The organism is Caulobacter sp. Root487D2Y (assembly GCF_001427165.1).
Classification (GTDB): domain Bacteria; phylum Pseudomonadota; class Alphaproteobacteria; order Caulobacterales; family Caulobacteraceae; genus Caulobacter.
Genome location: NZ_LMFD01000010.1, coordinates 751,468 through 774,076 on the forward strand (window position 1 = coordinate 751,468; position 22,609 = coordinate 774,076).

At 68.4% G+C, this 22,609-nt stretch carries 16 protein-coding genes; 4 read left to right on the forward strand and 12 right to left on the reverse strand.

Features of this window, described 5'->3' with window-relative positions:
- The first annotated feature begins 48 nt into the window (after positions 1–48).
- Positions 49–816, forward strand: coding sequence for a DoxX family membrane protein (locus ASD38_RS24190; protein WP_056460545.1), 768 nt, complete (start codon positions 49–51; stop codon positions 814–816).
- Here ASD38_RS24190 and ASD38_RS13320 read toward each other — a convergent pair.
- From ASD38_RS13320 to ASD38_RS13335, 4 genes are all read right to left on the reverse strand, one after another.
- Entirely contained in the window at positions 775–1,812 is a 1,038-nt protein-coding gene (locus ASD38_RS13320) for a fatty acid desaturase family protein (protein WP_327020135.1), read from the reverse strand. The genes ASD38_RS24190 and ASD38_RS13320 overlap by 42 nt on opposite strands.
- Before the next feature lie 209 nt (positions 1,813–2,021).
- Positions 2,022–3,227, reverse strand: a complete 1,206-nt coding sequence (locus ASD38_RS13325; RefSeq protein WP_235523836.1) for a DUF3089 domain-containing protein — start codon at positions 3,225–3,227, stop codon at positions 2,022–2,024.
- A 74-nt stretch (positions 3,228–3,301) separates the two neighbouring features.
- Positions 3,302–4,885: an AMP-binding protein gene (locus ASD38_RS13330; protein ID WP_056460548.1), complete on the reverse strand. Its 1,584-nt coding sequence runs from the start codon at positions 4,883–4,885 to the stop codon at positions 3,302–3,304.
- 12 nt (positions 4,886–4,897) lie between these two features.
- A complete protein-coding gene (locus ASD38_RS13335) occupies positions 4,898–6,568 on the reverse strand; it encodes a carboxylesterase/lipase family protein (protein WP_056460550.1) in 1,671 nt (556 codons plus the stop codon).
- Positions 6,569–6,827: 259 nt separating this feature from the next.
- Here ASD38_RS13335 and ASD38_RS13340 point away from each other — a divergent pair, with 259 nt between their 5' ends.
- Entirely contained in the window at positions 6,828–8,153 is a 1,326-nt protein-coding gene (locus tag ASD38_RS13340) for a spinster family MFS transporter (protein WP_056460552.1), read from the forward strand.
- Positions 8,154–8,166: 13 nt separating this feature from the next.
- On the opposite strand, the gene ASD38_RS13345 is transcribed toward ASD38_RS13340, so the two are convergent.
- Positions 8,167–8,844: a TetR/AcrR family transcriptional regulator gene (locus ASD38_RS13345; RefSeq protein WP_056436370.1), complete on the reverse strand. Its 678-nt coding sequence runs from the start codon at positions 8,842–8,844 to the stop codon at positions 8,167–8,169.
- 199 nt (positions 8,845–9,043) lie between these two features.
- Here ASD38_RS13345 and ASD38_RS13350 point away from each other — a divergent pair, with 199 nt between their 5' ends.
- Together ASD38_RS13350 and ASD38_RS13355 are read left to right on the forward strand one after the other, a co-directional pair.
- Positions 9,044–12,091 carry a TonB-dependent receptor domain-containing protein gene (locus ASD38_RS13350; RefSeq protein ID WP_056436365.1) on the forward strand — a complete coding sequence of 1,016 codons (3,048 nt, stop codon included), beginning with the start codon at positions 9,044–9,046 and terminating at the stop codon, positions 12,089–12,091.
- A gap of 77 nt (positions 12,092–12,168) precedes the next feature.
- A complete protein-coding gene (locus ASD38_RS13355; protein WP_056461426.1) occupies positions 12,169–13,503 on the forward strand; it encodes a glycoside hydrolase family 1 protein in 1,335 nt (444 codons plus the stop codon).
- A gap of 40 nt (positions 13,504–13,543) precedes the next feature.
- On the opposite strand, the gene ASD38_RS13360 is transcribed toward ASD38_RS13355, so the two are convergent.
- The 7 genes from ASD38_RS13360 to ASD38_RS13390 all read right to left on the reverse strand — a co-directional run bounded on the left by ASD38_RS13360 (position 13,544) and on the right by ASD38_RS13390 (position 22,503).
- On the reverse strand, positions 13,544–14,344 hold the full coding sequence (locus ASD38_RS13360) for an SDR family oxidoreductase (protein ID WP_056436359.1): 801 nt from the start codon (positions 14,342–14,344) through the stop codon (positions 13,544–13,546).
- A gap of 48 nt (positions 14,345–14,392) precedes the next feature.
- Complete coding sequence (locus tag ASD38_RS13365; RefSeq protein WP_056436356.1) at positions 14,393–15,115, reverse strand: TetR/AcrR family transcriptional regulator; 723 nt, start codon at positions 15,113–15,115, stop codon at positions 14,393–14,395.
- Positions 15,116–15,269: 154 nt separating this feature from the next.
- A complete protein-coding gene (locus tag ASD38_RS13370; protein WP_056460554.1) occupies positions 15,270–17,528 on the reverse strand; it encodes a TonB-dependent receptor in 2,259 nt (752 codons plus the stop codon).
- A 327-nt stretch (positions 17,529–17,855) separates the two neighbouring features.
- The gene (gene ssb, locus ASD38_RS13375) at positions 17,856–18,350 is read right to left on the reverse strand and encodes a single-stranded DNA-binding protein (protein WP_056460557.1); all 495 of its coding nucleotides are present in this window, start codon (positions 18,348–18,350) and stop codon (positions 17,856–17,858) included.
- A gap of 140 nt (positions 18,351–18,490) precedes the next feature.
- On the reverse strand, positions 18,491–18,880 hold the full coding sequence (locus tag ASD38_RS13380; protein ID WP_056436346.1) for a hypothetical protein: 390 nt from the start codon (positions 18,878–18,880) through the stop codon (positions 18,491–18,493).
- A gap of 15 nt (positions 18,881–18,895) precedes the next feature.
- On the reverse strand, positions 18,896–19,567 hold the full coding sequence (locus tag ASD38_RS13385) for a hypothetical protein (protein WP_056460559.1): 672 nt from the start codon (positions 19,565–19,567) through the stop codon (positions 18,896–18,898).
- 95 nt (positions 19,568–19,662) lie between these two features.
- Entirely contained in the window at positions 19,663–22,503 is a 2,841-nt protein-coding gene (locus ASD38_RS13390; RefSeq protein ID WP_056460561.1) for a hypothetical protein, read from the reverse strand.
- Between the last annotated feature and the right edge of the window lie 106 nt (positions 22,504–22,609).

Sequence of the window (22,609 nt, forward strand, 5' to 3'; positions counted from 1 at the left end):
CAGCCAACGGCCGGCGGGCCAAGCTCGCCGTCTCGAACGGGAGGATTCATGAACCGCGACGGCGTTCCCTACGGCCTCGGCGCGACGGCGCTGGGGATCATCGGCCTGGTCTTCGGCGACTTCGCGCTGCAGTGGCAGCCCGTGCCCAAGGACCTGCCCGGCCATCACCTCCTGGCCCTGGTCAGCGCCGTGGTCATGCTGGTCCTGGGCCTGGGCGTCCTGTGGTCGCGCACCGCCCGCCCCGCCTCGGCGGCGCTGGCCGCGGTCTATCTGGGCTGGGTGGCCTTGCATGGCCCCGAACCCGTCGCCGCGCCCGCCAGCGTCGGCTCGTGGCTGGGCCTGGCCGAGATCCTGTCGCTGTCGGCCGGGGGGCTGGCGCTGTTCACCCTGTCGACCCAGCCGCCCAATGACCGGCTGCGGCTGGCCGCGCGGCTGATCTACGGCCTCTGCCCGCTGGTCTTCGGCCTGAGCCACTTCGCCTATGCCGACTTCACGGCCAAGATGGTGCCCGGCTGGATCCCCTACCCGCTGTTCTGGGCCTATGCGACCGGCGCCGGCCACCTGGCGGCCGGGCTGGCGATCCTGTTCGGCGTGGCGCCCCGGCTGGCGGCGACCCTGCTGACGGCGATGATGGGAAGCTTCGTCGTGCTGCTGCACATCCCGCGCGTGATCGCCGCGCCGGGCAGCCAGCTGGAATGGACGATGACGGCCGTCGCCCTGTCGCTGACCGGCGCGGCCTGGGCCCTGCGCCAGTCCCTGCCGCGTTCTGAGCCCTCAGGCGCTCTGGCGTTCGACCGGGTCGGCCTCGACCGTTAGCGGGGTCACGCCGGCGCGGCGGAACAGCTTGCCCAGCGCCATGAATAGCCCCTTCTCCTCGACCCGGTGATAGGGCGAGGTCGCCGCCAGCTGGGCCGACAGCCGCGCATGGGCCTTGCCCAGGTTGTGGTAAGGCAGGCGCGGCAGCAGATGGTGCAGGGCGTGGTAGCGCAGGCCGACCGGCGCCCACAGGAACGGCAGCAGGGCCGGCGGCGGCACGTTGACCGAGTCGAGGAACTGGTCCTCGAAGCTCATCATCTCGCCGTCGTTCTCCCAATAGTGCGCCACCAGGGTGCGCAACTGGTTGACGAAGGTGGCCAGCGAGAACAGGGCGAACCAGGTCAGGACCACGCGCACGGGCACGACGCCGGCGACGGTCAAGGCCGCGACGCCCCAGCACCACAGCCAGCAGCCGATCTCTTGGGCGAGCCAGTCGGGCCGGGTCTTGTCGTTGTCCTCGCGCACGAAGTCGGGATTGATCACCAGGGCCGACAGCTTGGTCCTGACGAAACGGCGCACGGGCGGGATCACGAACGACAGCGGGATCAGGATCCCTGAACGCAGAATCACGCCCAGCGGCGCCAGCAGCGAGATCGCCGCGAACAGTCCCAGCTTGAACGGCGAATAGCGGCCCAGCGGCAGATATTCCGGATCCTTGGCGGTGCCGAAGCGATGCTTGGCGTGGTGCAGGTTGTGCACGCCCTCGTACATCATCGAGGGGGTCATCAGCGGCACGCCGATCAGCAGATTCCAGCCCAGGCGGAAACCCGGCACGTCCTTGGGCCGCAGGTGGCTGATCTCGTGGATGAAGCTCAGGCCGCGGTACAGGGCCAGCAGGCCGACCAGGCCGGCGGCGGCGATCACGTCCGGATGGCGGGCGGTGGCCGCCAGCCACAGGCCGCTCCAGGCGACCGTCGCCGTCAGGACCAGATCCAGCCAATAGATCGTGCGATCAGGCGTCGTCAGGTCGGCGGTCAGGCCATGGGCTTGGCGCACCAGGCCCGGCTCGTCTTTCTGGGATGATCCCACGGTCTTCTAAATCCCCGATTCCGACTTGAGCGCTCCGACGGCTCGCCTTCAGCGCCCCCGACGTGGCGCCGCGTCTTTCGAAATTCAATGCCAATACGGACGAAAGACGCCCTGACGGGCATAAAGCAAAACGGCCGACGTCGAAACGCCGGCCGTTGTCGCGGGATGTGAAGAGATCAGCCCTGCGGCGGATGAGCCACGTAGGCCTCGCCCTGCTTTCGGACCACGCGGATCAGCGTGCCGATCGAGTGGTCGACGTCGAGCAGGTGCAGGCCCCACGAAAGATCCACGCCCGTACGCCGGATGATCTGGCCGCCCAGCTCGTCGGTGCGCGGATCGGCCGGGACGGCGTTCACGTGCAGGGCCAGGTAGTTGAAGTCGCCGCTCTCGACGCATTCGGTGGAAACCAGGCCCGGCGTCTTCACGAAGAAGGTCTCGATCGGCCGCATGGGCCGCACCCACTCCGGTCGGATGTCGCCGCCGGAGCCGTTCAGGAAGCCCTGGGTGATGAAATAGGACTCCGGCTCGCCCTTGCCGCCGCCCAGGTTGGCCGGATTGACACAGGCCGCGCGCAGGCCGTCACGGGCCTTGCCGAAGCGGGAGTTGGCCGGCGGCGGCAGGCGGTCACGGAAGGTCGCGTAGGTGATCACGCAGCCGGTCTGGTCGGCGGCCCGGCACAGCGGAACCGACTTGAACGCGCCGCCGACGTCCTTGCCGGGCGGGACCATGACCGGCGCGCCCAGAATCAGGGCCGAGACCAGTTGTTTCTGGACGGGCTTGCCGTCGATCTCCTGGGTGATCAGCCGGGTGATCATGGCCCCGCCCTGGCTGTGGCCGATCAGGACGACGCCGCGCCCCTTGTTCTCGTGGGACAGGTACCAGTTCCAGGCCTCGACGACGTCGGAAAACCCGCCGAAGCCGGGGGGCGGCTGCGCCCCCACCGGGGCCGGGCCGCCGCTCGGGGCCCGCAGCCGCCGCAGCGTCCCCTGGCGATAGAGCGGCGCGAACTGCCGGCAGACCGATCCGAACCGGGCGAACTGCACCTTGATGTCGTCCCACTCGGCCGCGTCGGGCGAGAAGTCCGAAACCCAGCCGGGATCATTGGAGACGGTGGGATAGACGAAGAAGCAGTCGATCTTCGGATCCTTGGCGGCGACATAGCGCTCGACCGTCATCCCGCCGCTGGGCGCGATGACGGTGGCGTCGAGATCGACCTCGCAGCGGTTGTCCTTCAGGTCCGGACGGCACAGCCAGAGCGCCGGGTCGGCGTAGTCGGGATGCTGGACGTTCGGATCCGGCGCCTGGGCCAGGGCGACGCCCTGCACGACGACCAGCGCCGCCAAACCCAGCAGCCCGCGGACCATGTTGGACAGAACCTTCATCGGCGACATTCCCCTGGACGAGCGTCGTGGCGCTCTTGGAATCGAAGATCGGCGCGGGAGCGCGCGCCCTTGGATCACCCGCCGCCGTACTCCGATCGCAGCCGAATCTTGTCGATCTTGCCGGTGGCGGCCAAGGGCATGCGCGGCAGCCGGTAGACGGCGTCGGGGATCCACCACGGGGCGACGCGGCCGCGCAGCGAGGCCAGCAGGATCTCGTCGCTAACCTCGCCCAGCGTCTCGACCAGCAGGATCGGGCGCTCGCCCCACTTGGCGTCGGACCGGCCGATGACGGCGGCCAGCGAGACCTCGGGCAGCGCCCCGATCACCGCCTCGATCTCGGCGGGATTGATCCATTCGCCGCCGGACTTGATCAGGTCCTTGGCTCGGCCGGTGATCATCAGGTTGCCCTCGGCGTCGATGCGCGCCAGGTCGCCGGTGGGGAACCAGCCCTCGGCGTCGGTCGCCGGCGCGTCGTGGCCGAAATAACGCTCGATCACCGCCGCCCCGCGCACCCGCAGGTGGCCCTCGACGTCGCGCTGCTGGGCCAGCGGCGTCCCGTCGGCGTCGGTCAGCAGCAGGTCCACGCCGATGGCCGGTCGGCCCGAAAGCGCGGCGTGGGACGGCGCGCTCAACGGCGCCACCGTGCCGGAGGGCGACAGCTCGGTCATGCCCCAGCTGGTCTGCACCCGCACGCCCAGGCGCTGCTCGATGCGCTCCATCAGGGCCGGAGCCATCGGCGCGCCGCCGACGATGATGCGCTTGAGCGACGGCAGTTCGCCGGCGGTCGCTTCCAGATGCTCGACCAGACCCAGCCAGACGGTCGGCACGCCGACGCCGATCGTGACGTCCTCGGCGGCGATCAGGCGGGCTAGGCTGGCGCCGTCGGCCATGCGTCCGGGCAGGACCAGCTTGGCGCCGACGGCCGGGGCGGCGAACGGCAGTCCCCAGGCGTTGGCGTGGAACATCGGCACCACGGCCAGGATGCTGTCCGCGCCCGAGATCGCCATCACGTCGGCCTGCAGCGCCCTCAGGGTGTGCAGGAAGCTGGAACGGTGGGTGTAGGTCACCCCCTTGGGCGCCCCGGTGGTGCCGGAGGTGAAGCACAGGCCGCAGGGCGCGGTCTCTTCGAAGTCGCCCCAGACCACCTCGCCGGTCGCTTGGGCCAGCAGCGACTCCAGCAGGACGGCCGGGCGCGCGCCCAGGCCATCCGGGATCGCCCCGCCCGCGGCGTCGATGATCAACAGGTGCTCGACCGCGGGAGCGCCCTCCAGGATCTGGCGGGCGAGCGGCGCGAGGTCGGCGGACGCGATCAGGACGCGGGCCTCCGACTGCACGATCATCGACGCCAGGTGGTCGGCGGTCAGGCGGGGATTGAGCGTGTGGCAGACCGCGCCCATGCCCATGACGCCGTACCAGACCTCGACATGGGCCTGGGTGTTCCAGGCCAGGGTGGCCACGCGATCGCCGGTCCCGACGCCCAGGCCCGCCAGCATCGCCGAGGTCCGCCGGCAGCGGACCATCAGGTCCGCGTAGCCGATCCGGTCGGTCCCGCCCCCGTCCCGCGCCGTCACGACCTGCGCGTCAGGGCGCCACTTGGCCGCGTGCTCCAGGAACTTGTCGAGCGTCAACGCGAACGCCTGCATCTCACCATCGATCATCGGGCGTACTCGTTATCCGCACTGGCCGGTCTTGGGCGGAAGCGGCGGCGAGACGACGCCGACGTTCCAGTTCCACGGGGTGTCGCCCTGGGCCCGGCGACGGCACATGACGGTTTCGTTCAGTTCGTACATGCCAGGCCGCAGATGGACGCCCGGCTGGGGTCCCTCGACGAAGGCCATGTAGGCGCGCTCGCTTCCATAGGGCTTCCAGGCGGGCTCGCCGGCCGCCTTCGGGACGCCGTCGCGGGCGAACGAGGACCAATAGCGGATCATGGCCGTCGACAGCCTGGCCTCGACAGGCGTGTCCGGGTTCTTCGGCCAGGCCGGCGGGGTCATGTTCGCCGTGCCGAAGACGTAGGGAATCTCGCTGGCGTGGAAGCCGTGCAGCCCCGCCGCGTCCGCCGCCGGATAGCCGTGGTCGAACAGGTAGAGATAGCCCGGCGCGCCGGCGGCCGTCTGCTTGGCGACCAGCCGCTCAGCGGTCCAGCCGTAGAGCGCGTCGCGGGTCGTCAGCAGCACGCTCTCGGCTAGGTCGCTGGACGGGTAGAGCTTGAGGAAATCGTCGGCCAGGTCGCCATAGCGCTTGCGGATCTCGGCCTCGTAGGTCGCCGCGTCGGCGGGCGGCGGCGGGGCCAGCACGCGCAGCGAGCGGATCTCGCCGCTGTTGAAGCCGGCCAGGATCGGCACGCGGGCTTGTTCCCCGCGATCGAAGGCGTCGACCAGCTGGGCCGGCAGCACCTTGCCGTCGACGGCGCCGAAGGTCTGGAAGCCGGCCATCAGGGCCGAAGTCGTCAGGGTCTCGGCGTCCATGGCCCGCAGATCGGCCAGGCTCTTGGCGCCCAGCTTGGCGGCTGTCGCCGCGCCCATGGCCTCGGCCGGGACATGGCCGAACCTCGGCTCGCGCAGGTCGGGCGTCGAGACCATGTAGGCGCTCTGGGCGATCGCCTTCTGGAACAGGCCGCGGGCCGGCGGCGAGGCCATCAGGTACATGACGCTCAAGCCCCCCGCCGACTCCCCGGCGATGGTGACGTTCTTCGGGTCGCCCCCGAAGGCGGCGATGTTGCTTTGGACCCAGCGCAGGGCGGCGATCTGGTCGAGCAGGCCGTAGTTGCCCGAGACGTGGTCCGGCGACTCCGCGCTGAGCTCGGGATGGGCCATGTAGCCCAGGACGCCAAGGCGATAGTTGATCGAAACCACGACCAGACCCTGCCTGGCCAAGGCCGCCCCGTCGTACATCCCCTCGCTGCTGGCGCCGCCGGTCAGCGAACCGCCGTGGATCCAGACCAGCACCGGGGCCTTCCTGATCTTTTCGGGCGCCCAGATGTTCAGCGACAGGCAGTCCTCGCTCATCGCCTTCAGCGGCGAGCTATAGATGCCGCCGGGACGCGGCTTGCGCTGATAACAGGCCGGGCCGAAGTCGAGCGCGTCGCGCACGCCGCTCCAGGCCGGCGCGGCGGCGGGCGGCTTCCAGCGCAGCGCGCCGACGGGGGCGGCGGCGTAGGGCACGCCCTTGAAGACCCGCAGGCCGTCCTGGTCGACGCCGCGCAGCGCGCCGGCCGGCGCGCGGACGACGGGCTGATCCGCCCATGCCGCGACCGGCGCCGCGGTCAGCGCCGAAAGGGTCAGGGTGAGGACGAATGCTCGGGAAACCAGCGAATCCAGGGACCTTGCCCGAGCTTTCATGACGTTTCTCCCCGGATCAGCGTCGGTCGTTCGCGCCGACGTTTGCGAACCCAGCGTGACGACGATCCCGGCGCCTGTCAACGTTCACTATCGTGCGTGTGAATATTGATCTTTGATCCTGTTTGAGCGCATGCTTGGAGAAAGCCAAGCTGGAAAAACGGCGGCTGGGAGGATGACCCTTGAAGACCATGTGCGCGAAAGCGCCGCGACCCTGTTCGCGCGCCCCAATCAAGCTTGACGTCGTCCCGGTGGCTCGTCGATGACCGCCTCGCCCTCCCCCGCCGTCCAGCCAGACCAGGCCGCGCCCCCGACCGCCGTAAGCGGCCGCGCCTGGCTCGTCCTGGGCGCCCTGTGGTTCGTCTACGTCCTGAACTTCCTGGACCGGCAGCTGATGTCGATCCTGGCCAAGCCGATCCAGGACAGCCTGCACGTGACCGACGGCCAGCTGGGCCTGATCGGCGGTCTCTATTTCGCGATGTTCTACTGCTTCATCGCCATTCCGGTCGGCTGGCTGGCCGACCGCACCAACCGCGTCGCGGTGCTGTCCCTGGCCTGCGGGATCTGGAGCGCGGCGACGGCGGCCTGCGGATTTTCCGCCAACTACGCTCAGTTCGCCGTGTCGCGGATGACGGTCGGCTTCGGCGAGGCCGGCGGCGTGCCGCCTTCCTACGCCATCATCTCCGACTACTTCCCGCCGGGCAGGCGCGGCACGGCGCTGGGGATCTATAATCTCGGCCCGCCCGTCGGGGCGGCGCTGGGAATCGCCTTCGGCGCGGCGATCGCGGCGGCCTTCGACTGGCGCCATGCCTTCGTTCTGCTGGGCGCGGTGGGGGTCGTGACGGCGGGCATCCTGCCGTTCATCGTCAAGGAACCGCCGCGCGGCGGCCTGGACGGCCTGGCCGGCGCGGCGCCCGTGAAGGCCGGTTTCTGGTCGACGCTGAAGATGTTCTTCTCGCGCCCGACCCTGGTGCTGGCGGCCCTGGGCAGCGGGGCGACCCAATTCGTCACCTATGGGCTGGGCAACTTCACCACCCTGTTCCTGATGCGCGAGAAAGGCATGGCGCTGGGCGACGTGGCGCTGTGGTACGCGCTGGTGGTGGGGATCGGCATGAGCGCGGGGATCTTCGTCTCCGGCCGGGTGATCGATCGCTTCACCCAAAAGTCCAAGGTCGCTTACGCCATGGCGCCGGTCATCTCGCTGACCCTGGCCATCCCGTTCTATATCGGCTTCGTCTGGGCCCCGACCTGGCCGGTGGCCCTGGCCTTCCTGATCGGCCCGACCTTCCTGAACTACTTCTATCTGTCGTCGGCGGTGACGCTGGTGCAGCAGGAGGTGCGCCCCGAACAGCGGGTCATGTCCGGCGCGCTGCTGCTGCTGATCATGAACTTCATCGGCCTGGGCCTGGGCCCCACCTATGTCGGGGCGGCCAGCGACTTCTTCCACGCCAGCCATCCGCACAACTCCCTGCAGATGGCGCTCTACACGCTCGTGCCGTTCTACGTGCTGGCGGTGGCGCTGTTCCTGTGGCTGGCCCGGACCTTCGCCCGAACCGAACGCAAGGAGAGGGCCGAACGCGGCGCCTGACGGCTCGCGGGCTTCACGCCTTCAGAGCGATGAAGCCCGCGGCCATGAACCGGGCGATTCGCTTCTTGACCGCCGGGAAGTCGTCGGAATGGCAGGCGCCGCTCGACAGCCGGTCGATCCGGCCCGTCCGCGCCAAGGTGTTCATCAGGGCGCCGCTGACAAAGTGGTAGCCCCAGAAGATCTCCTCGTCGGCGTAGTTCGGCAGGGCCCTCTTCAGGATGCCGACCAGCTTCAGCACGACGGGGTCGAAGTGCTCGTCCATCAGCGCCGCGCCTTCGGGGGTGTTGCTGACGCGCGCGCAGAAGGCGGCGTAGTTCATCCAGTGCTCGCCGCCCTCGTAATAGAGGTCCAGGTCCGTATCGAGGAACGCGTGCAACGCGCCCTCCACGGTCGGGTTGTCGCCCGCCGCCCGCTCGTAGTGCTCCAGGGCCACCATCCGCCGCCCCGCGGTCACGCCGGCCCGGCGCGCGAACACCGCCTCGAACAGGTTCACCTTGTCCTTGAAGTAGTAGTTCAGCAGCGTCGTGTGGATGCCCACCCGCTCGGCCACGTCGCGCAGCGTCACGCCGTAGAGGCCGTTCTGCGAGAACAGATATTCGGCCGCGTCCAGAATCTGCTCGAGGCTCTGGGCGCGCTGTTCGGCCTTGGTGCGCCGACCCGCCCTGGTCTCTTCAACCGTAGCTCCAGCCAAACCGTCCTCCTGGTCCCAGCCTGCGCGTAGTCGGGGCGCGACGCGCTCCTGTCAATCGTTCCCGTGACGGCAGTCGCTCCGTCCGCGCCTCGAAACGGGATCACGGAACAATGATCGATTGACGCTGTCGCGACGAATGGGCAACACTCACTCTTGTGAGAATGAGCGTTAAGAGACTCATTCATGGGGAGGCAGCCAAATGAAAATCGGGCTTACGAGCGTATCGGGCGTTGCGCTTCTGATCGGCATGACCGGTCTCGCGTCGCCGGCATGGTCGCAGGACGCGCAGAAGCCGTCGGACAAGGTCACGCAGGTCGAGGAGATCATCGTCACCGGCTCCAACATCCGGGGCTCGGCGCTCGACGCCGCCCTCCCCGTCGAGGTCTATTCGCAGCAGTCGCTGGAGAAGCAGGGCTCGCCCACGGCCCTGGAGTTCGCCAAGAGCCTGACGATCTCGGGCCCGACGACCGGCGAGTCCTACTATTTCGGCGGCCCGGCCCTGGTCGGCTCGGTGAACTACAATCTGCGCGGTCTCGGCGCGGACAAGACCCTGGTCCTGCTGAACGGCCGGCGGATGAACCAGAACACGGCCAACGTGCCGTCGATCGCCCTGGCCCGCACCGAGATCCTCAAGGACGGCGCGGCCGTGATCTACGGCGCCGACGCCACCGGCGGCGTCGTCAACTTCATCACCCGGGACCGGTTCGTCGGCCTGGAGACCCAGGCGCAGTACAAGTACATCGACGGCTCCAAGGGCGACTATTCGGTCGGCGTCATGGCCGGGGTCGGCGAGGACCGGGTCAACCTGCTGGTTTCGGCTGAATACGAGCACCGCTCGCGCCTGGGCACCTTGGAGCGCGACTTCACCAAGCCGTCGCTGACGCCGGGAGCGGGCTACAATCCCGCGCCGTGGTCGACCCTGACAAACCTGACCGGCTGGCTGCCGCGCGGCGCCCTGCCCGCCGTTCCCAGCGCCACGGACGTCGGCGAATGGGGCGCGCCCGTCGCCGGGATCGTCTCGGACTTCTCGGCGTCCAGCTGCGCCGCCGTCGGCGGTCGCGTCGATAACGCCTACACCTGCGCCTACAACTACATCCCCTATTATCGCCTGGTGGAGAACCAGGACACCTACCGCCTCTACGCCCAGTTGAAGGCGGACGTCACCGACCACATGAAGTTCCACGCCGACGCGTCCTACGGCCGGGTGACCCTGCCGCAGGTGATGGGCTCGCCAGCCCAGCCGGTGACGCGCGGCCCGGCCCTGACGACCGGGGCCGTCAACCAGTTCTACGTGCCGATCACCAACCCCTTCGCGGCCGAGTTCGCCGCAGCCCACGGCATCGTCGGCGCCCAGGGCTTCACGCCGATCACCTACCGACTGTTCGGTCACGGCGGCAATCCCTACTATTCGGGCGGCGACGGCTTCGGCGTCGCGGACCGGATCGACAACAAGGTCTGGCGGGTGTCGGGCGGGATCACCGGCGATCTCGGCGACCTGGCGCCGTTCGCCAAGAAGGTCGGCTACGACTTCGCCCTGACCTATAACGACGCCTACAACTACAACACCCACGCCGACACGATCGGCTATCGGCTGGAAGAGGCCCTGAACGGTTTCGGCGGTCCCAACTGTCACGCCACCGATCTCGACCCCACCCGCTTCGGCACCCAGAACGCCGCCGCGGCCGGCAAGAACGGCTGCATGTGGTGGAATCCCTTCTCCAGCTCGTTCAAGGGCCAGCCGGTCCGGGGCCTGGCCAACCCCAACTACCTCCCTGGCCACGAGAACCCCGAGGACCTGAGCCTCTGGATGTTCGACCCGCGCGCCGTCGAGACCAAGAGCAACAACTTCACCGCCGACCTGGTGTTCAACGGCCAGTCGGGGCTCAAGCTGCCCGGCGGCGAGATCGGCTGGGCCCTGGGCGCCCAGTACCGCACGTTCGAGAGCCGTCAGATCGTCACCAGCGCGTTCAACAACGGCACGGTCCAGTGCGAATGGCCGCACGGCACCACCAGCGCCAACGGCGCCGGCTCACCGAACCTGGAGGCCAACCCGACGGCCACCACCGATCCCAACTTCCGAGGCTGCACCCCCGACGCGCCGGGGCCGTTCGTCCTGTTCGCTCCGACCATCCCGGCCCAGGCCGACCAGAGCCAGTATTCGTTGTTCGGCGAACTGCAGGTGCCCGTGCTGTCGAACCTAAACTTCCAGCTGGCCGCCCGCCACGAGGAGTTCTCCAACGATCTCGGCGCGACCGTCTACAAGGTGTCGGGCAAGTGGAACGTCTGGGGTCCGCTGACTATCCGCGGGTCGTACGGCACCAACTACCAGACCCCGCCCCTGGGCGTGACGCCCGGCGCGATCACCGTGGCCGCCCGCACCTACACGGTGGCGGCCAGCAACTGGCTGGCGGCCCAGTTCGTCACCGACGCCGACCTCAAGCCGGAAACCGCCAAGACCGCGAACATCGGCGCGATCTGGCAAAGCCGCGGCTTCGCCGACGATCACAACTTCCGCCTGATCGTCGACTATTTCGACATCCGCACCAAGGACCAGATCGGCCAGGTCGCCGATCCCAACCAGATCGCCAGCCTGGTGTTCAACGGGGCCGGCGGGACGATCACCACCTGCGATCCCGCCGTCCAACCGCTGCTGCGCCGCATCACCTTCAACGCCGGTTGCGCGGTGGGGATGAGCGGCGTCGGGACCTTCTCGGCGGTGTCCACCCGCTACGGCAACGGCCCGGGCCAGACCACCAACGGCTTCGACATCCAGGCCAACTACGGCCTGCCGGCGGGACCGGGCAACCTCGACGTCAATCTCACCGCCACCCGGGTGACCGAGCTGAAGACCGGCCCGACCACTCTGGACGGCGTGACGATCTCGACGGGCGACGACCGCCTGGGCACGCTGAACTTCGCGACCTTCGCGCAGGCGGCTCCCAAGTGGCGCGCCAACCTAGGCGTCAACTACAGCCTCGGCGCCCAGAACTTCCGTCTCGGGGTCAACTTCGTCTCGGCCGTCAAGGACGAGCGGGCCGGCGTTCAGTATGGCGAGGACGGCAAGAACTGGGTCACCACCGACTTCACCTACCGGCTTGAGCTGGACGGCGACCTGGCTCTGACGGCGACGGTGGCCAACATGTTCGACAAGGACCCGCCGCCCGCCCAGGAGGAGTTCGGCTACGACCCGTGGACCGGCAACCCGCTGGGCCGCACGATCGAGTTCGGCCTCAAGAAATCGTTCTAGTTCCTTCCTCCCTGGGGCGGACGGCCTGGCCGTCCGCCCCTCTTTTTTTGAACGACGCCGCCGCGAGGGAGATGAGCATGAGCACCCAGGAACCGCCGGGCGTCGGACGTCGCGACATTCTTGCCGGCGCGGGCGCGGCGCTGGCCCTTTCGCCGGGGCTCGCCAACGCCACCGACAAGTCCAAATCCAGACGTCCCGCGCCGCCGGGCTTTCTGTGGGGGACAGCGATCTCGGCCTACCAAAGCGAGGGCGGCAACACCAACAGCGACGCCTGGCTGATGGAGAACCTGCGGCCCAGCATGTTCAAGGAGCGCTCGGGCGACGCCTGCGACAGCTATCATCGCTATGCCGAGGACTTCGCGATCGCCGGCGGCCTGGGCTTCAACTGCTATCGCATGGGCGTGGAATGGGCTCGGATCGAGCCCAGCGAAGGCAGCTTCTCCGAAGCCGAACTCGACCACTACGCCCGCATGCTGGAGGCGTGCCGCGCGCGCGGCCTCAAGCCGATGGTGACGCTGAACCATTTCACGACGCCGCTGTGGTTCGCCAAGCGGGGCGGCTTCGAGGCCCCCGACGCGCCGGCCCTCTTCGCCCGCTATTGCACCAAGGTGGTCGAGCGCCTGGGCGGGCTGATGGACAAGGTCACCACCTTCAACGAGGCCAACATCCGGCTGCTGGTCGACCTGATGCCGGGGATCCAGGCCGCGATCCCGGCCGTCAAGGCCGCCGTCGCCGCGGCCGCCAAGGCCACCGACGCCCCGCGGTTCTCCCGCCTGGCCTATGCCGACCCGCTGGTGGCCACCCCGATCATGCAGGAGGCCCACCGCCGCGCCTACGACGCGATCAAGCAGGTCCGTCCCGAGCTGCCCGTGGGCGTGACCTTGACCACCCAGGACATCCAGTCGGTCGCCGACCCGGCCCTGGTCGAGATCTTTCAGCGCCGCCTCTACGGCGATTGGGTCGAGGTCGCGCGGACCCACGCCGACTTCTTCGGCGTCCAGACCTACACCCGCTTCATCGTCGACGAGAACGGCGTGAGGCCGCCGCCGGCCGGCGCCGAGCTCACCCTTTCCGGCTACGAGTTCTACCCCCAGGCCCTGGCCAACACGATCCGCTGGGCTCACGGGGCGATCGGCAAGCCGATCTATGTGACCGAGAGCGGCATCGGCACGAACGACGACGCCCGCCGGATCGCCTTCATCGACCAGGCGCTGGACGGCGTGCGGCAATGCCTGGACGAGGGCATCCCCGTTCACAGCTATCTCTACTGGTCGCTGCTGGACAACTTCGAATGGACCTCCGGCTACGGCGTGCCGTTCGGGCTGGTCGCCGTGAACCGCCAGACCTTCAAGCGGACGCTGAAGCCGAGCGCCCTGCACCTTGGCCGGATCGCCCGCGCGAACCTGATCTGAGGCCGAGCCTTCAGATGCACGGCCTTCAGATGCCCGCCCTTCAGATGATCGTCGCGCCGCCGTCGATCACCAGCGTCTGACCCGTGATGTGGCCGCCGGCGTCGGAGGCCAGCAGCAGCGCCGCCCCCATCAGGTCGGTCGGACCGCCGAGCTTCCCCAGCGGCGTCCAGCGCAGCATCTCGTCGCCGTGCGCTTCGACCGTCGCCGCCGTCATCTTCGAGGGGAAGTAGCCCGGGGCCAGCGCGTTGACGCGGATGTTGCGCGGCCCCCATTCGGCCGCCAGCGCCCGGGTCATGTTGATGACCGCGCCCTTGGCGGTGTTGTAGGCGATCGTGCCGGGTCGATCAGGATGATGACCCTGCAGGCCTTCGATCGAGGCGATGTTGATCACGGCGCCCTTGCCCTGCTCGAGGAAGGCCGCCTTGGCCACCGCCTGGGTCAGCAGGAACAGGCCGGTCACGTTCAGGTCGATGACCTTGCTCCATCCCTCCAACGGATAGTCCTCGGCCGGAGCGCCCCAGACCGTGCCGGCGTTGTTCACGAGGATGTCGATCCGGCCGAAGTGTTCGAGGACCCAGTCGGTCAGGACGGAAGCCCCGTCCGGCGCGCCGAGGTCGGCGGCGAAGCCGAACGCCGAGACGCCCTGCCCGCGGAGTTCGGCGACGGCGGCCTCGAGCTCGACCTGCTTGCGGGCGACCAGCACCACGGTCGCGCCGAATTCGCCGAGTGCGCCGGCGATCTGCAGACCCAGGCCGCGCGATCCACCGGTGACGATGGCCACCCTGCCCTCGAGATCGAACAAGCCGGCCAGCACCCCGGAGCTCCGCTCAGCAGCCTTCATCACCTGTCCCCTCGCCGTTTTGAAAGACGCCGTTCGCCGCCGCGTTCGCTAGCCTTCGGCGGCCGAGCCTCGGCAGATCGCCTCGAAGCCCGCGGCCATGAACCTGGCCATGTGTCGGCGGATCGAAATGAAATCGTCGGACGAGCACAGGCCGTGCGACAGCTCGTCGAGGCGGCCTGTGCGGGCCATGTTGTGGGTCATCGCGCCGGACACGAAGTGATAGCCCCAGAAGATCGTCGCCTCGTCGCAGTCGGGCATCGCCTTCTTGAGCAGGTCGATCAGCGCCAGGACGACCGGATTGAAGTACTTGGTCATCTTCTCGGCGCCCCAGCCGGCGGCGCTGTTGGCCTGGGCGCTGATCTTGCCGAACGCGATCCACTGTTCGGTGTCGTGGATCTGCACGTTCAGATCGGTGTCGATCCAGGCATGGAGCGCGCCCTCCACCGTGACCTTGTCGCCAACTTCCTCGGCGTAGCGCCGCATCGCCTCGAGCCGGTTGCGCGCGGAAATCGGCGCGCGCCGCGCCCACACCGCCTCGTAGAGGCTCTCCTTGCCGTTGAAGTGATAGTGGATCAGCGTCGAGCTGACGCCGACCCGCGCGGCCACGTCCTTCAACGTGACGCCGTGATAGCCGAACTCGGCGAACAGCTGCTCGGCGGCGTCGAGAATGCGCTCGATCGATTCCTCGCGGACCCGCGCCTTGTGGTTTCGGGCGACGGCGCGCTCCGGGGTCGAGGCGGTCTTCGGCTTGACTTGATCGGTGCTGGTCATCGGTCTTGGCGTAACGGCTTGGCGACGGGCGCGTCAACGGGACCCGCCTGTCCGGGCGTCGAAAGGGTCGACCGCCGGGGCGGGTGGCCCCCCGCCGCCGGAACGGCGACGGAGGGCGGGCAGGCAAGGATCGCTCTTGTCGTCATGATCCCGTTCAATACTCGTAGCCGAGCCGCACGCCGAACGTGCGCGGGCGAACGATCGCGTAGCGGCTGTAAACGAAGGCCTCGGGATGGATGTAGGTCGTCGCGCGGCTGTTGCCGAGGTTCTCGCCGTAAAGCATCGCGTTCCACTTGCCGAACCGCGTCCCGGTCTGGAGGTTGACGTAGGTGTAGCTGTCGGTGGTGTCGTACAGCGGGCTGCGGACCCCGGCCTTGCCCGGCGTGTTGGGAAAACCGTTCGGGAACGAGCCGACGTGCTGGACCTGGATGCTGGTGAAGCCGGTGGCCTGACCGCCAAGGGCGTAGGAGTACGTGCCGAAGAGCGACCCCTGCACATGCGGCGAGGCCAGGCGCGCGCCGTCCACGGCCCCGGAGATCGTCGCCTCCTGAGGGCTCAGCTCGGTGACCTTGGCGTTGTTGAGCGAGCCGTTGACGCCCAGCACCCAACCCGGGGCCGGCGCGAAGGTGACCTCGGCCTCGAGCCCCTTGCTGGCGGCGCGGCCGACATTGGTCGCGAACTGAACCGAGTCCGACTGCCGGTTCGCCTGAACCTGGATGTTCTTCCAGTCGATATAGTAGGCGGCCAGGTTGGCGGTCAGCTTGCCGTCCAGCCAGCGCCCCTTCACCCCGACCTCGTAGTTGATCAGGTTGTCCGAGCCCGCCCCGGTCGGAATGACCAGGTCGGTCGGATCGACCGTGCTGACGCTGCCGGCGCGCCCGTTGTAGACGGGGGTCCGGTAGCCCGTGGACACGGTGGCGTAGGTCGTCAGGCCGCGCGACGGCCTGTAGCTGAGGCTGGCCTTCCAGGAGGCCTTTTCGGCCGAGGGATATTTGGCGGTCGACGCCGCGCTGGGCGCCAGGGTCAGCGGCCCGGAAATGCCGAACAGCGCATAAGTGAAATAGGCCGTGTTGAAGCCCGGATAGACGTCCACCTCGCCGCCGTACTTGCCGTAGCGCAGGCCGCCGGTGGCCGACAGCTTGTCGGTCAGGTGATAGGTCAGCTCGCCGAACGCGGCCAGTTCGTAGGTGCGCGTGTCGCTGCCGAACTTGGCGAAGGTGGTTCCCGGCAGGCCGGCGATGTGGTGGGCGGCGAGGTAGACCGCGCTCGACCGGTCCTCGCCGTTGAGGTCGGTGTCGCGGTGCAGGTAGAAGCCGCCCGCCACCCAGTCGAACCGGCCGCCCGTATCGGAGGCCAGCCGCGTCTCCTGGACGAAGGTCTTCGATTGGAAGCCGTCATAGAGATAGAAGGGCACCGCCAGGTTGAAGGTGCCGGCCAGGTCGACGTTGAACAGGCTGTCGGCGATCGAATAGGTCGACGAGCTGGTCAGGCGCGCGCCGTCGAACTGGTATTCCAGGGTGCCGTTATAGATCTGGGTCTTCGACGTGTACTGGTCGGGGATCGTACTGTAGCGCTTGCGATCGCCTAGCGACGGCGTCGTCAGCGAGGAGTCCATGGGATCGCTGTCCTCGTAGGAGGCCAGCAGCCGGACGCTAAGCCGATCGTTCGGCTTCCATAGCAGGATCGCGCGCCCGCCCCAGTCGGTCAGGGCGTTGGCGTTCTTGACCCCCGTCCCCAGGTTGTCGACGAAGCCGTCCTCGTTGCGATAGAAGCCGACCACGCGCAGGCCCAGGGTGTGCTCCACCAGCGGGACATTGACCATGGCGTTGTAGCGCTGGCGTACGCCCTCGCCGTCCGGCGTGTAGCCGATGTCGGCCAGGACGGAGGCGTCGTAGGCGGTCAGGTCCGGGCTCTTGGTCAGGACGCGCAAAGCGCCCGACAGCGACCCCGAGCCGAACAGCGTGCCCTGCGGACCGCGTAGGAACTCGACGCGCTCGACGTCGTACAGGGCGGGGTCGAGGGTCACCGTGTTGCCGATCGTGCTGAGCGGCAGTTCGTCGAGATAGATGGTGGTGGTCGTCTGCAGGCCGGCGCCCCAGCCGTTGGTGGAGATGCCCCGGACGGTGAAGCGGGCGTTGTTGTCGCTGGCCCGGTTGAGCACGACGCCGGGCGTTTCCCGGGCGATCCCCTCGAAACCGACCACGCCCTTCTGGGTCAGTTCGGCCTGCGAAAAGGCGGTGATGCTGAGCGGCACGTCCTGGAGGCGTTCGCTCCGGCGGGTCGCGGTGACGACGACTTCATCGACGCTGTTGACGTTGGCGGTTTCGCGCGGCGCGGCGTTGGTCTGCGCGAAGGCCGGCGTGGTCGCGGCCATCAACGCGAGCAGCGACGCCGTATAGGCAAGACGGCTCATGATTCCCTCCCCTGTCGCCGCCGCGCCCTTGATGACGCTGTTCGACGAACGACGGAACCATCGCACCGCCTTTTCGGGGGAGTCAATACTGACTTACGAGTAAGTCAGTATTGACCAAGGCGAGCCGCCCGCGCCTTCCATGGACCCGTCCCGGCTCCCGCTTTTGATGGGCGGCGCCTGAACGGTCGCGGAGTTGTCCATTCGCGACCCGGTCCAAGGGGTTCACCACGTTGGCGCCCAACCGCGGCACCGCAGCCGGCGCAAGAAAAAAGTGACCGATTCCAAAGGGAACCGGCCACTTGTTTACAACCGAACCGTAGAGGGCGATCAGAACGGAATTTCGTCGTCCAGGTCGGCCGAGAAGCTCTCGCGCGGGCCGCTCGGCTGGCTGCGCGGGGCGCCGCCACCGCCGCCGCCGGCGTAGCCTTCGTCATAGCCGCCGCCCGGGGCGCCGGCGCCCGCGTTGTCGCCGCGACCGCCCAGCATGGTCAGTTCGCCGCGGAACTTCTGCAGCACGATCTCGGTCGAGTACTTCTCGACGCCCGAGGCGTCGGCCCATTTGCGGGTCTGGATCGCGCCCTCGATATAGACCGTCGAGCCCTTGCGCAGATAGCTTTCGGCCACCTTCACGAGGTTATCGTTAAAGATCACCACGCGGTGCCATTCGGTCTTTTCCTTGCGCTCGCCCGAGGTGCGGTCGCGCCAGCTCTCCGAGGTGGCCAGACGCAGATTGGCGACGCGGTCGCCGGAGCTGAGGGTGCGGATTTCGGGGTCGGCCCCGAGGTTGCCGACCAGAATGACCTTGTTGACGCTGCCCGCCATGGGGAAGTTTCCTGTTCACGCCCGGCGACCCATCGCGCCGGCATCTGGGCGGACGTTAACGGGTTCTTAAAACTGAAATCAAGCTTTGTTCCACAAATGTTCCTGTGGACCACCCGGGTTCTCCCCAGGTTTGCGACGCCCTACTGGGCCGGCATCGCCCCTGGAACGGCCAGGCGTCCGTCGCCCGTGCGGACCAGCGACATGAACCGGGCGCCTTCGTAGGTGTCGCCCAGATAGATGCCCTCCTTCTGCAGGAAGATGAACTTGCCCTGATAGGCGCCGGTCATTTCGCGGCTGGGGCTGCCCAGGCGGGCGAAGCGCAGGCGCATGCCTTCCAGCTCGGCGGCGCAGAACTCCAGGCTCGGCACGTTGCGCGCCACCGGGTTGAACTTCAGCGTGCCGTCCTTCTGCTCGATCACGTGCATGCAGACGCCGGTCTCGAACGGGGCCTTGGTCTGTTTTTCGCAGCCGGCCAGGCCGACGGTGGCGGCGGCGGCGATGAGCGAGAGGGCGACGACGGGAAGGCGCATGGTCTTAAAGTCTCTCTAGGCCGACGGAATGGAGCAGTTGGGCCCCAGCTCGATGATCGAATGGAAGGTGCGGTTGTCGGACGAGGATTCGACCCGGCCCGGCACCAGCCGGAGGGTCTCGTCGCCCCAGCGGCCGTAGGTCGCCCCGCCCGCCCTCTCGCACTTGCCGCCCGAGATTTGCTGGGCGCAGGCGTTGACGGTGATCTCGCCGGGCAGCTTGCGCCACTCGCCGCCGGCGTAGCGCCAGCAGACAGCCAGGGGCGTGCTCGAAACGGCCGGGGTCTGGGCGGCCGGGGTCGCGGCCGGCGCGGGCACGGTCGGCGCCTCGGCGGGGGGCGGCAACGGGGTCAGCACCAGGCCGGCCTGGTCGGCGGCGGCCAGGGCGCCGGTCTCGTCGACGCCGACGTCAAGGGCGCCGGTCGCCACGCCGTTCTTGTTGGCGCACTCGGCCAGGGTGGTCTCGCCGACGAACTGGCCGCCGACGAAGCAGCGCAGCGGCCGCGCGGGATCGAGCTTGGTGTCGTCGGCCCGGCCAGTCTCGACCACCAGTCCGCCGCGCGAGGCCGGCGGAGCCTCGGTGGGCGACTTGGCGCCGTGCATCAGGGCCAGGGCGATGCCGAGGCCCGCGATCAGGGCCAGGGCGGCGCCGCCGCCCAGCAACACGCGTCGATCTTTGAGAAGTTCCATGATCCCTGGCTACGACGCGCTGATGACGCTTTCAAGTCCAGGCGCGCAGAAGGCCCCAAGGGGCTGTCGAGGGAGCCTCAAAGGGCCCCCGCGCCCTACCCGCCGCCGGTCAGGCGATTGAGGGCCGCCTGGTAGTTGGCGATCTGGTTGGTCAGATAGGTCGGAACCTTGCCGTCGACATGGCTCGATTTGGTCGCGTCGTCTCGCTTCACGCCGTTGGCGGTGTCGGCCATCTCGCGATAGGCGGTGCGCACCGCCGACAGGGCCTTGGTCATGGCCGCCGTCGCCAGCTTGCGGCCGGCGTCGTCGGTGAGATCCAAGCCGGTGTCCAGCGAGAAGCCGTAGATCGGGCCCTTGCCGTCGGCCGAGACGGTCTGGCCGTGGTCGGTCTTGGTGTTGCGCACGATGCCGGGCTTCAGGCCCAGGGCCTCCAGCACGTCGGTGCCGCCCTTGCCGGGCAGGATCTCGACGGTCGAGGTGGTCTGGGACGGGCTGATCCGCAGCATGCGGCTGTTGCCGCTGCTGGCGAACTCCACCTTGGCGGCGAAGCCCGTCGCCTTGCGGATCTTGTCGGCCAGGGTGTCCAGCGTGTCCTCGGCCGCGATCTTGATCGTCGTCAGCGTGCCGCGGGCCCGGGTGCGGACCTGGAAGGTGTCGCCCGCCCGCGCCGAGGTCGACGAGACAATCTTGTCGGACTGGGTGAACTCCATCTTGCCGCGCGGAATGCCGAAGATGTCCAGCGCGCTGGAGCCGGAGGCGTCGACGGCGATCGAGGTCGGGGTGGCGTAGCCGTCCTTGCCGGTCAGCCGTTGCTCCCAGGTCGCCGCGCCCGTCGCGACGTCGATCTGGGCGACATAGCCGTCCTTGTCGCCGACCGTCGGCTGGCCCGCCAGGTCCTTGCCGGCCGAGCCCACCAGCCAGGCCTGGCCGTTGGAGACCGCCATGCCGGTGACCGTGTCGTCGCCCGTGCCGCCGTAATAGGCCAGGGTGTCCTGGCTCTTGTCGGTCAGGTCCAGCGACATCCGCGCCACGAAACCGTCCGAGCCGCCCGAGGCGGCCGTGGTCTGGTTGTTGACGTCGAGCGCGCCGTTGGTGGTCGAGCCGCCGACATAGAGCTGGCCGTTGTCGATCGTCAGACCGGCGAGGTTGCCGCCCTTCAGCGTGCCCAGGTCGCGGGTCGAGCCCTCGGTGAACGTGGCCGACTTGGTGTAGGTGACCGGCGCGGTGACCCAGACTTCCTTGTCGTTCAGGTAGGTGCGGTCTTCGGTCACGATGCTGCTCGTGACGTCGAAGCTGCGAAGCATCGCCTCGCTGCCTTCCTTGCTGGCCACCACCACCTGCGTGCCGTTGACGACGATGCCGGCGACGGTGTCCTCGTTCTCGCTGCCGAAATGGGTGGTGAACAGCGCCTTGGGCGTGCCGGCGATGTCGGTGGCGAAACCGGTCAGGTAGCTGTCATAGCCGCCGGCCGTGGCGCCGGTGGCCGAGCCCGGAATGTCCGATTTGGTGCGGCCGCCCACATAGACGACGCCGTCCTGACCGAAGGCCACGGCGGTGGCCTCGTCCTCCAGCATGCCGCCGCGCCGCACCGTCCAGGTCTCGTCGCCCTGGGCGTTGTAGAGGGTGACGAAGCTGTCGGTGACCGTGCCGGCGGAGTCGGAGTTGATCGGGCCGTTGGCCGCGCCGGAAAGCCCGCCGGCCACCGAACCGGCGATGGCCACCTGGCCGTCGGCCGAGATGGCCATGTTGTAGCCGGTGGCCGTGTTGGCCGCCCCCAGGGTGCGGGCATAGAGCAGCTTGCCGGCGGAATCGTATTTCAGCAGGGCGACGTCCTGGTCGCCCTTGATCGTCTGGCTGCTGGTCGTGCCGTCGACGTCGGCCAGCACATAGAGCGAGCCGTCCGGCCCGGTCATGGTCTTGTGGACGCTGCTGATCGTGCCTTCCAGCGTGTCGGAGAACACCTTGGTCCCCGGCGTGCCGGCCGTGCCGGGGCCGTACTTGGTCAGGGTGTTTTCGATCACCGCGTCGTCGGTCTCGGGCTTCTTGTCCGGGTCAGGATTGCCGGCGGCGGTCGTGATGTAGACCGCCGGCTTGGGGGCAGGCGCCGAGAAGGTCAGGGCCTCGGTCGAATCGCCGCGGATGCGCAGCGCGAAGTCGTCGCCGGTGGGCGGCAGCTTGACGGTCTGGCCGTTGACCGTGGTGGTCCGCTCCGCGCCCACCGTGCGCTCGACCGCGAACTGGGTGTCGAACCCTGCGGCGGCCAGCTTGCCGTTGAAGAAAGTCACCACGTTGGACATCGTCCGCGGCGTCGACCCCATCTCCGACAGGTCCATCGTCACGTCGGAGGAGACCCCGAACTTCTTGACCGACATCGTGAAGCTGACGGCGCCCTGGAAGGTGGGGACCTCGTCGTCGACCTGGCCGCTGTAGATCTTGTTGGTGACGTAGCCGTAGTTGTTCTTGGGCACGCCGACGCTGGACTTGTCGCTGGTCATGACCGCGCCGGTCGTCAGCCGCATGCCGTCGGTGCTGAGGTTCTGGACATAGCCGTTGACCTCGTTCAGCCCCTTGCTGAACGCGGCCTGCAGCCGCTTGATCTCGCTGTCGGTGACGCCCTTCTCGGCCGATCGGTTGGCGATCGCCGACAGGGTGTTGAGCGCCTGGTAGGCGGCGAACAGCTTCTTGTAGTCGCCGCTGATCGTCGGGGCGGCGGCCTGGGCCGCGCCTTCGTCGACGAACTTGCGGCCGTTCAGGGCGGCCTTCACCAGTTCGCTCGGCTCGGTCGCCTTGCCGGTCCAGGGCGCGCTGGGCACCGTCTTGCCGGTCGAGGACGACGAGGAAGAGGACGAGCCGGTGGTCGCAGCCGCGTTCGCGGCCTGACCCGCGGTCTTGGCCTGATAGTAACCGAGCAGCAGACTGGAATCGAAGGTGATCACAGCGGGTCCTATCGGGACGCACTACGCCCCTAGATTCCATTGTCGGCGAACAACGCTGACGTTTCGTTAAGACGTATGAATCCGGAGTGTGACGACTGAAAGCGTG

Bases quoted from the DNA above. Each gene is read 5' to 3' on its own strand.
- ASD38_RS13330 (WP_056460548.1), bottom strand. From the start codon at position 4,885: ATGATCGATGGTGAGATGCAGGCGTTCGCGTTGACGCTCGACAAGTTC.
- ASD38_RS24190 (WP_056460545.1), top strand. From the start codon at position 49: ATGAACCGCGACGGCGTTCCCTACGGCCTCGGCGCGACGGCGCTGGGG.
- ASD38_RS13360 (WP_056436359.1), bottom strand. From the start codon at position 14,344: ATGAAGGCTGCTGAGCGGAGCTCCGGGGTGCTGGCCGGCTTGTTCGAT.
- ASD38_RS13335 (WP_056460550.1), bottom strand. From the start codon at position 6,568: ATGAAAGCTCGGGCAAGGTCCCTGGATTCGCTGGTTTCCCGAGCATTC.
- ASD38_RS13385 (WP_056460559.1), bottom strand. From the start codon at position 19,567: ATGGAACTTCTCAAAGATCGACGCGTGTTGCTGGGCGGCGGCGCCGCC.
- ASD38_RS13325 (WP_235523836.1), bottom strand. From the start codon at position 3,227: ATGAAGGTTCTGTCCAACATGGTCCGCGGGCTGCTGGGTTTGGCGGCG.
- ASD38_RS13380 (WP_056436346.1), bottom strand. From the start codon at position 18,880: ATGCGCCTTCCCGTCGTCGCCCTCTCGCTCATCGCCGCCGCCGCCACC.
- ASD38_RS13370 (WP_056460554.1), bottom strand. From the start codon at position 17,528: ATGAGCCGTCTTGCCTATACGGCGTCGCTGCTCGCGTTGATGGCCGCG.
- ASD38_RS13340 (WP_056460552.1), top strand. From the start codon at position 6,828: ATGACCGCCTCGCCCTCCCCCGCCGTCCAGCCAGACCAGGCCGCGCCC.
- ASD38_RS13365 (WP_056436356.1), bottom strand. From the start codon at position 15,115: ATGACCAGCACCGATCAAGTCAAGCCGAAGACCGCCTCGACCCCGGAG.
- ssb (WP_056460557.1), bottom strand. From the start codon at position 18,350: ATGGCGGGCAGCGTCAACAAGGTCATTCTGGTCGGCAACCTCGGGGCC.
- ASD38_RS13355 (WP_056461426.1), top strand. From the start codon at position 12,169: ATGAGCACCCAGGAACCGCCGGGCGTCGGACGTCGCGACATTCTTGCC.
- ASD38_RS13350 (WP_056436365.1), top strand. From the start codon at position 9,044: ATGAAAATCGGGCTTACGAGCGTATCGGGCGTTGCGCTTCTGATCGGC.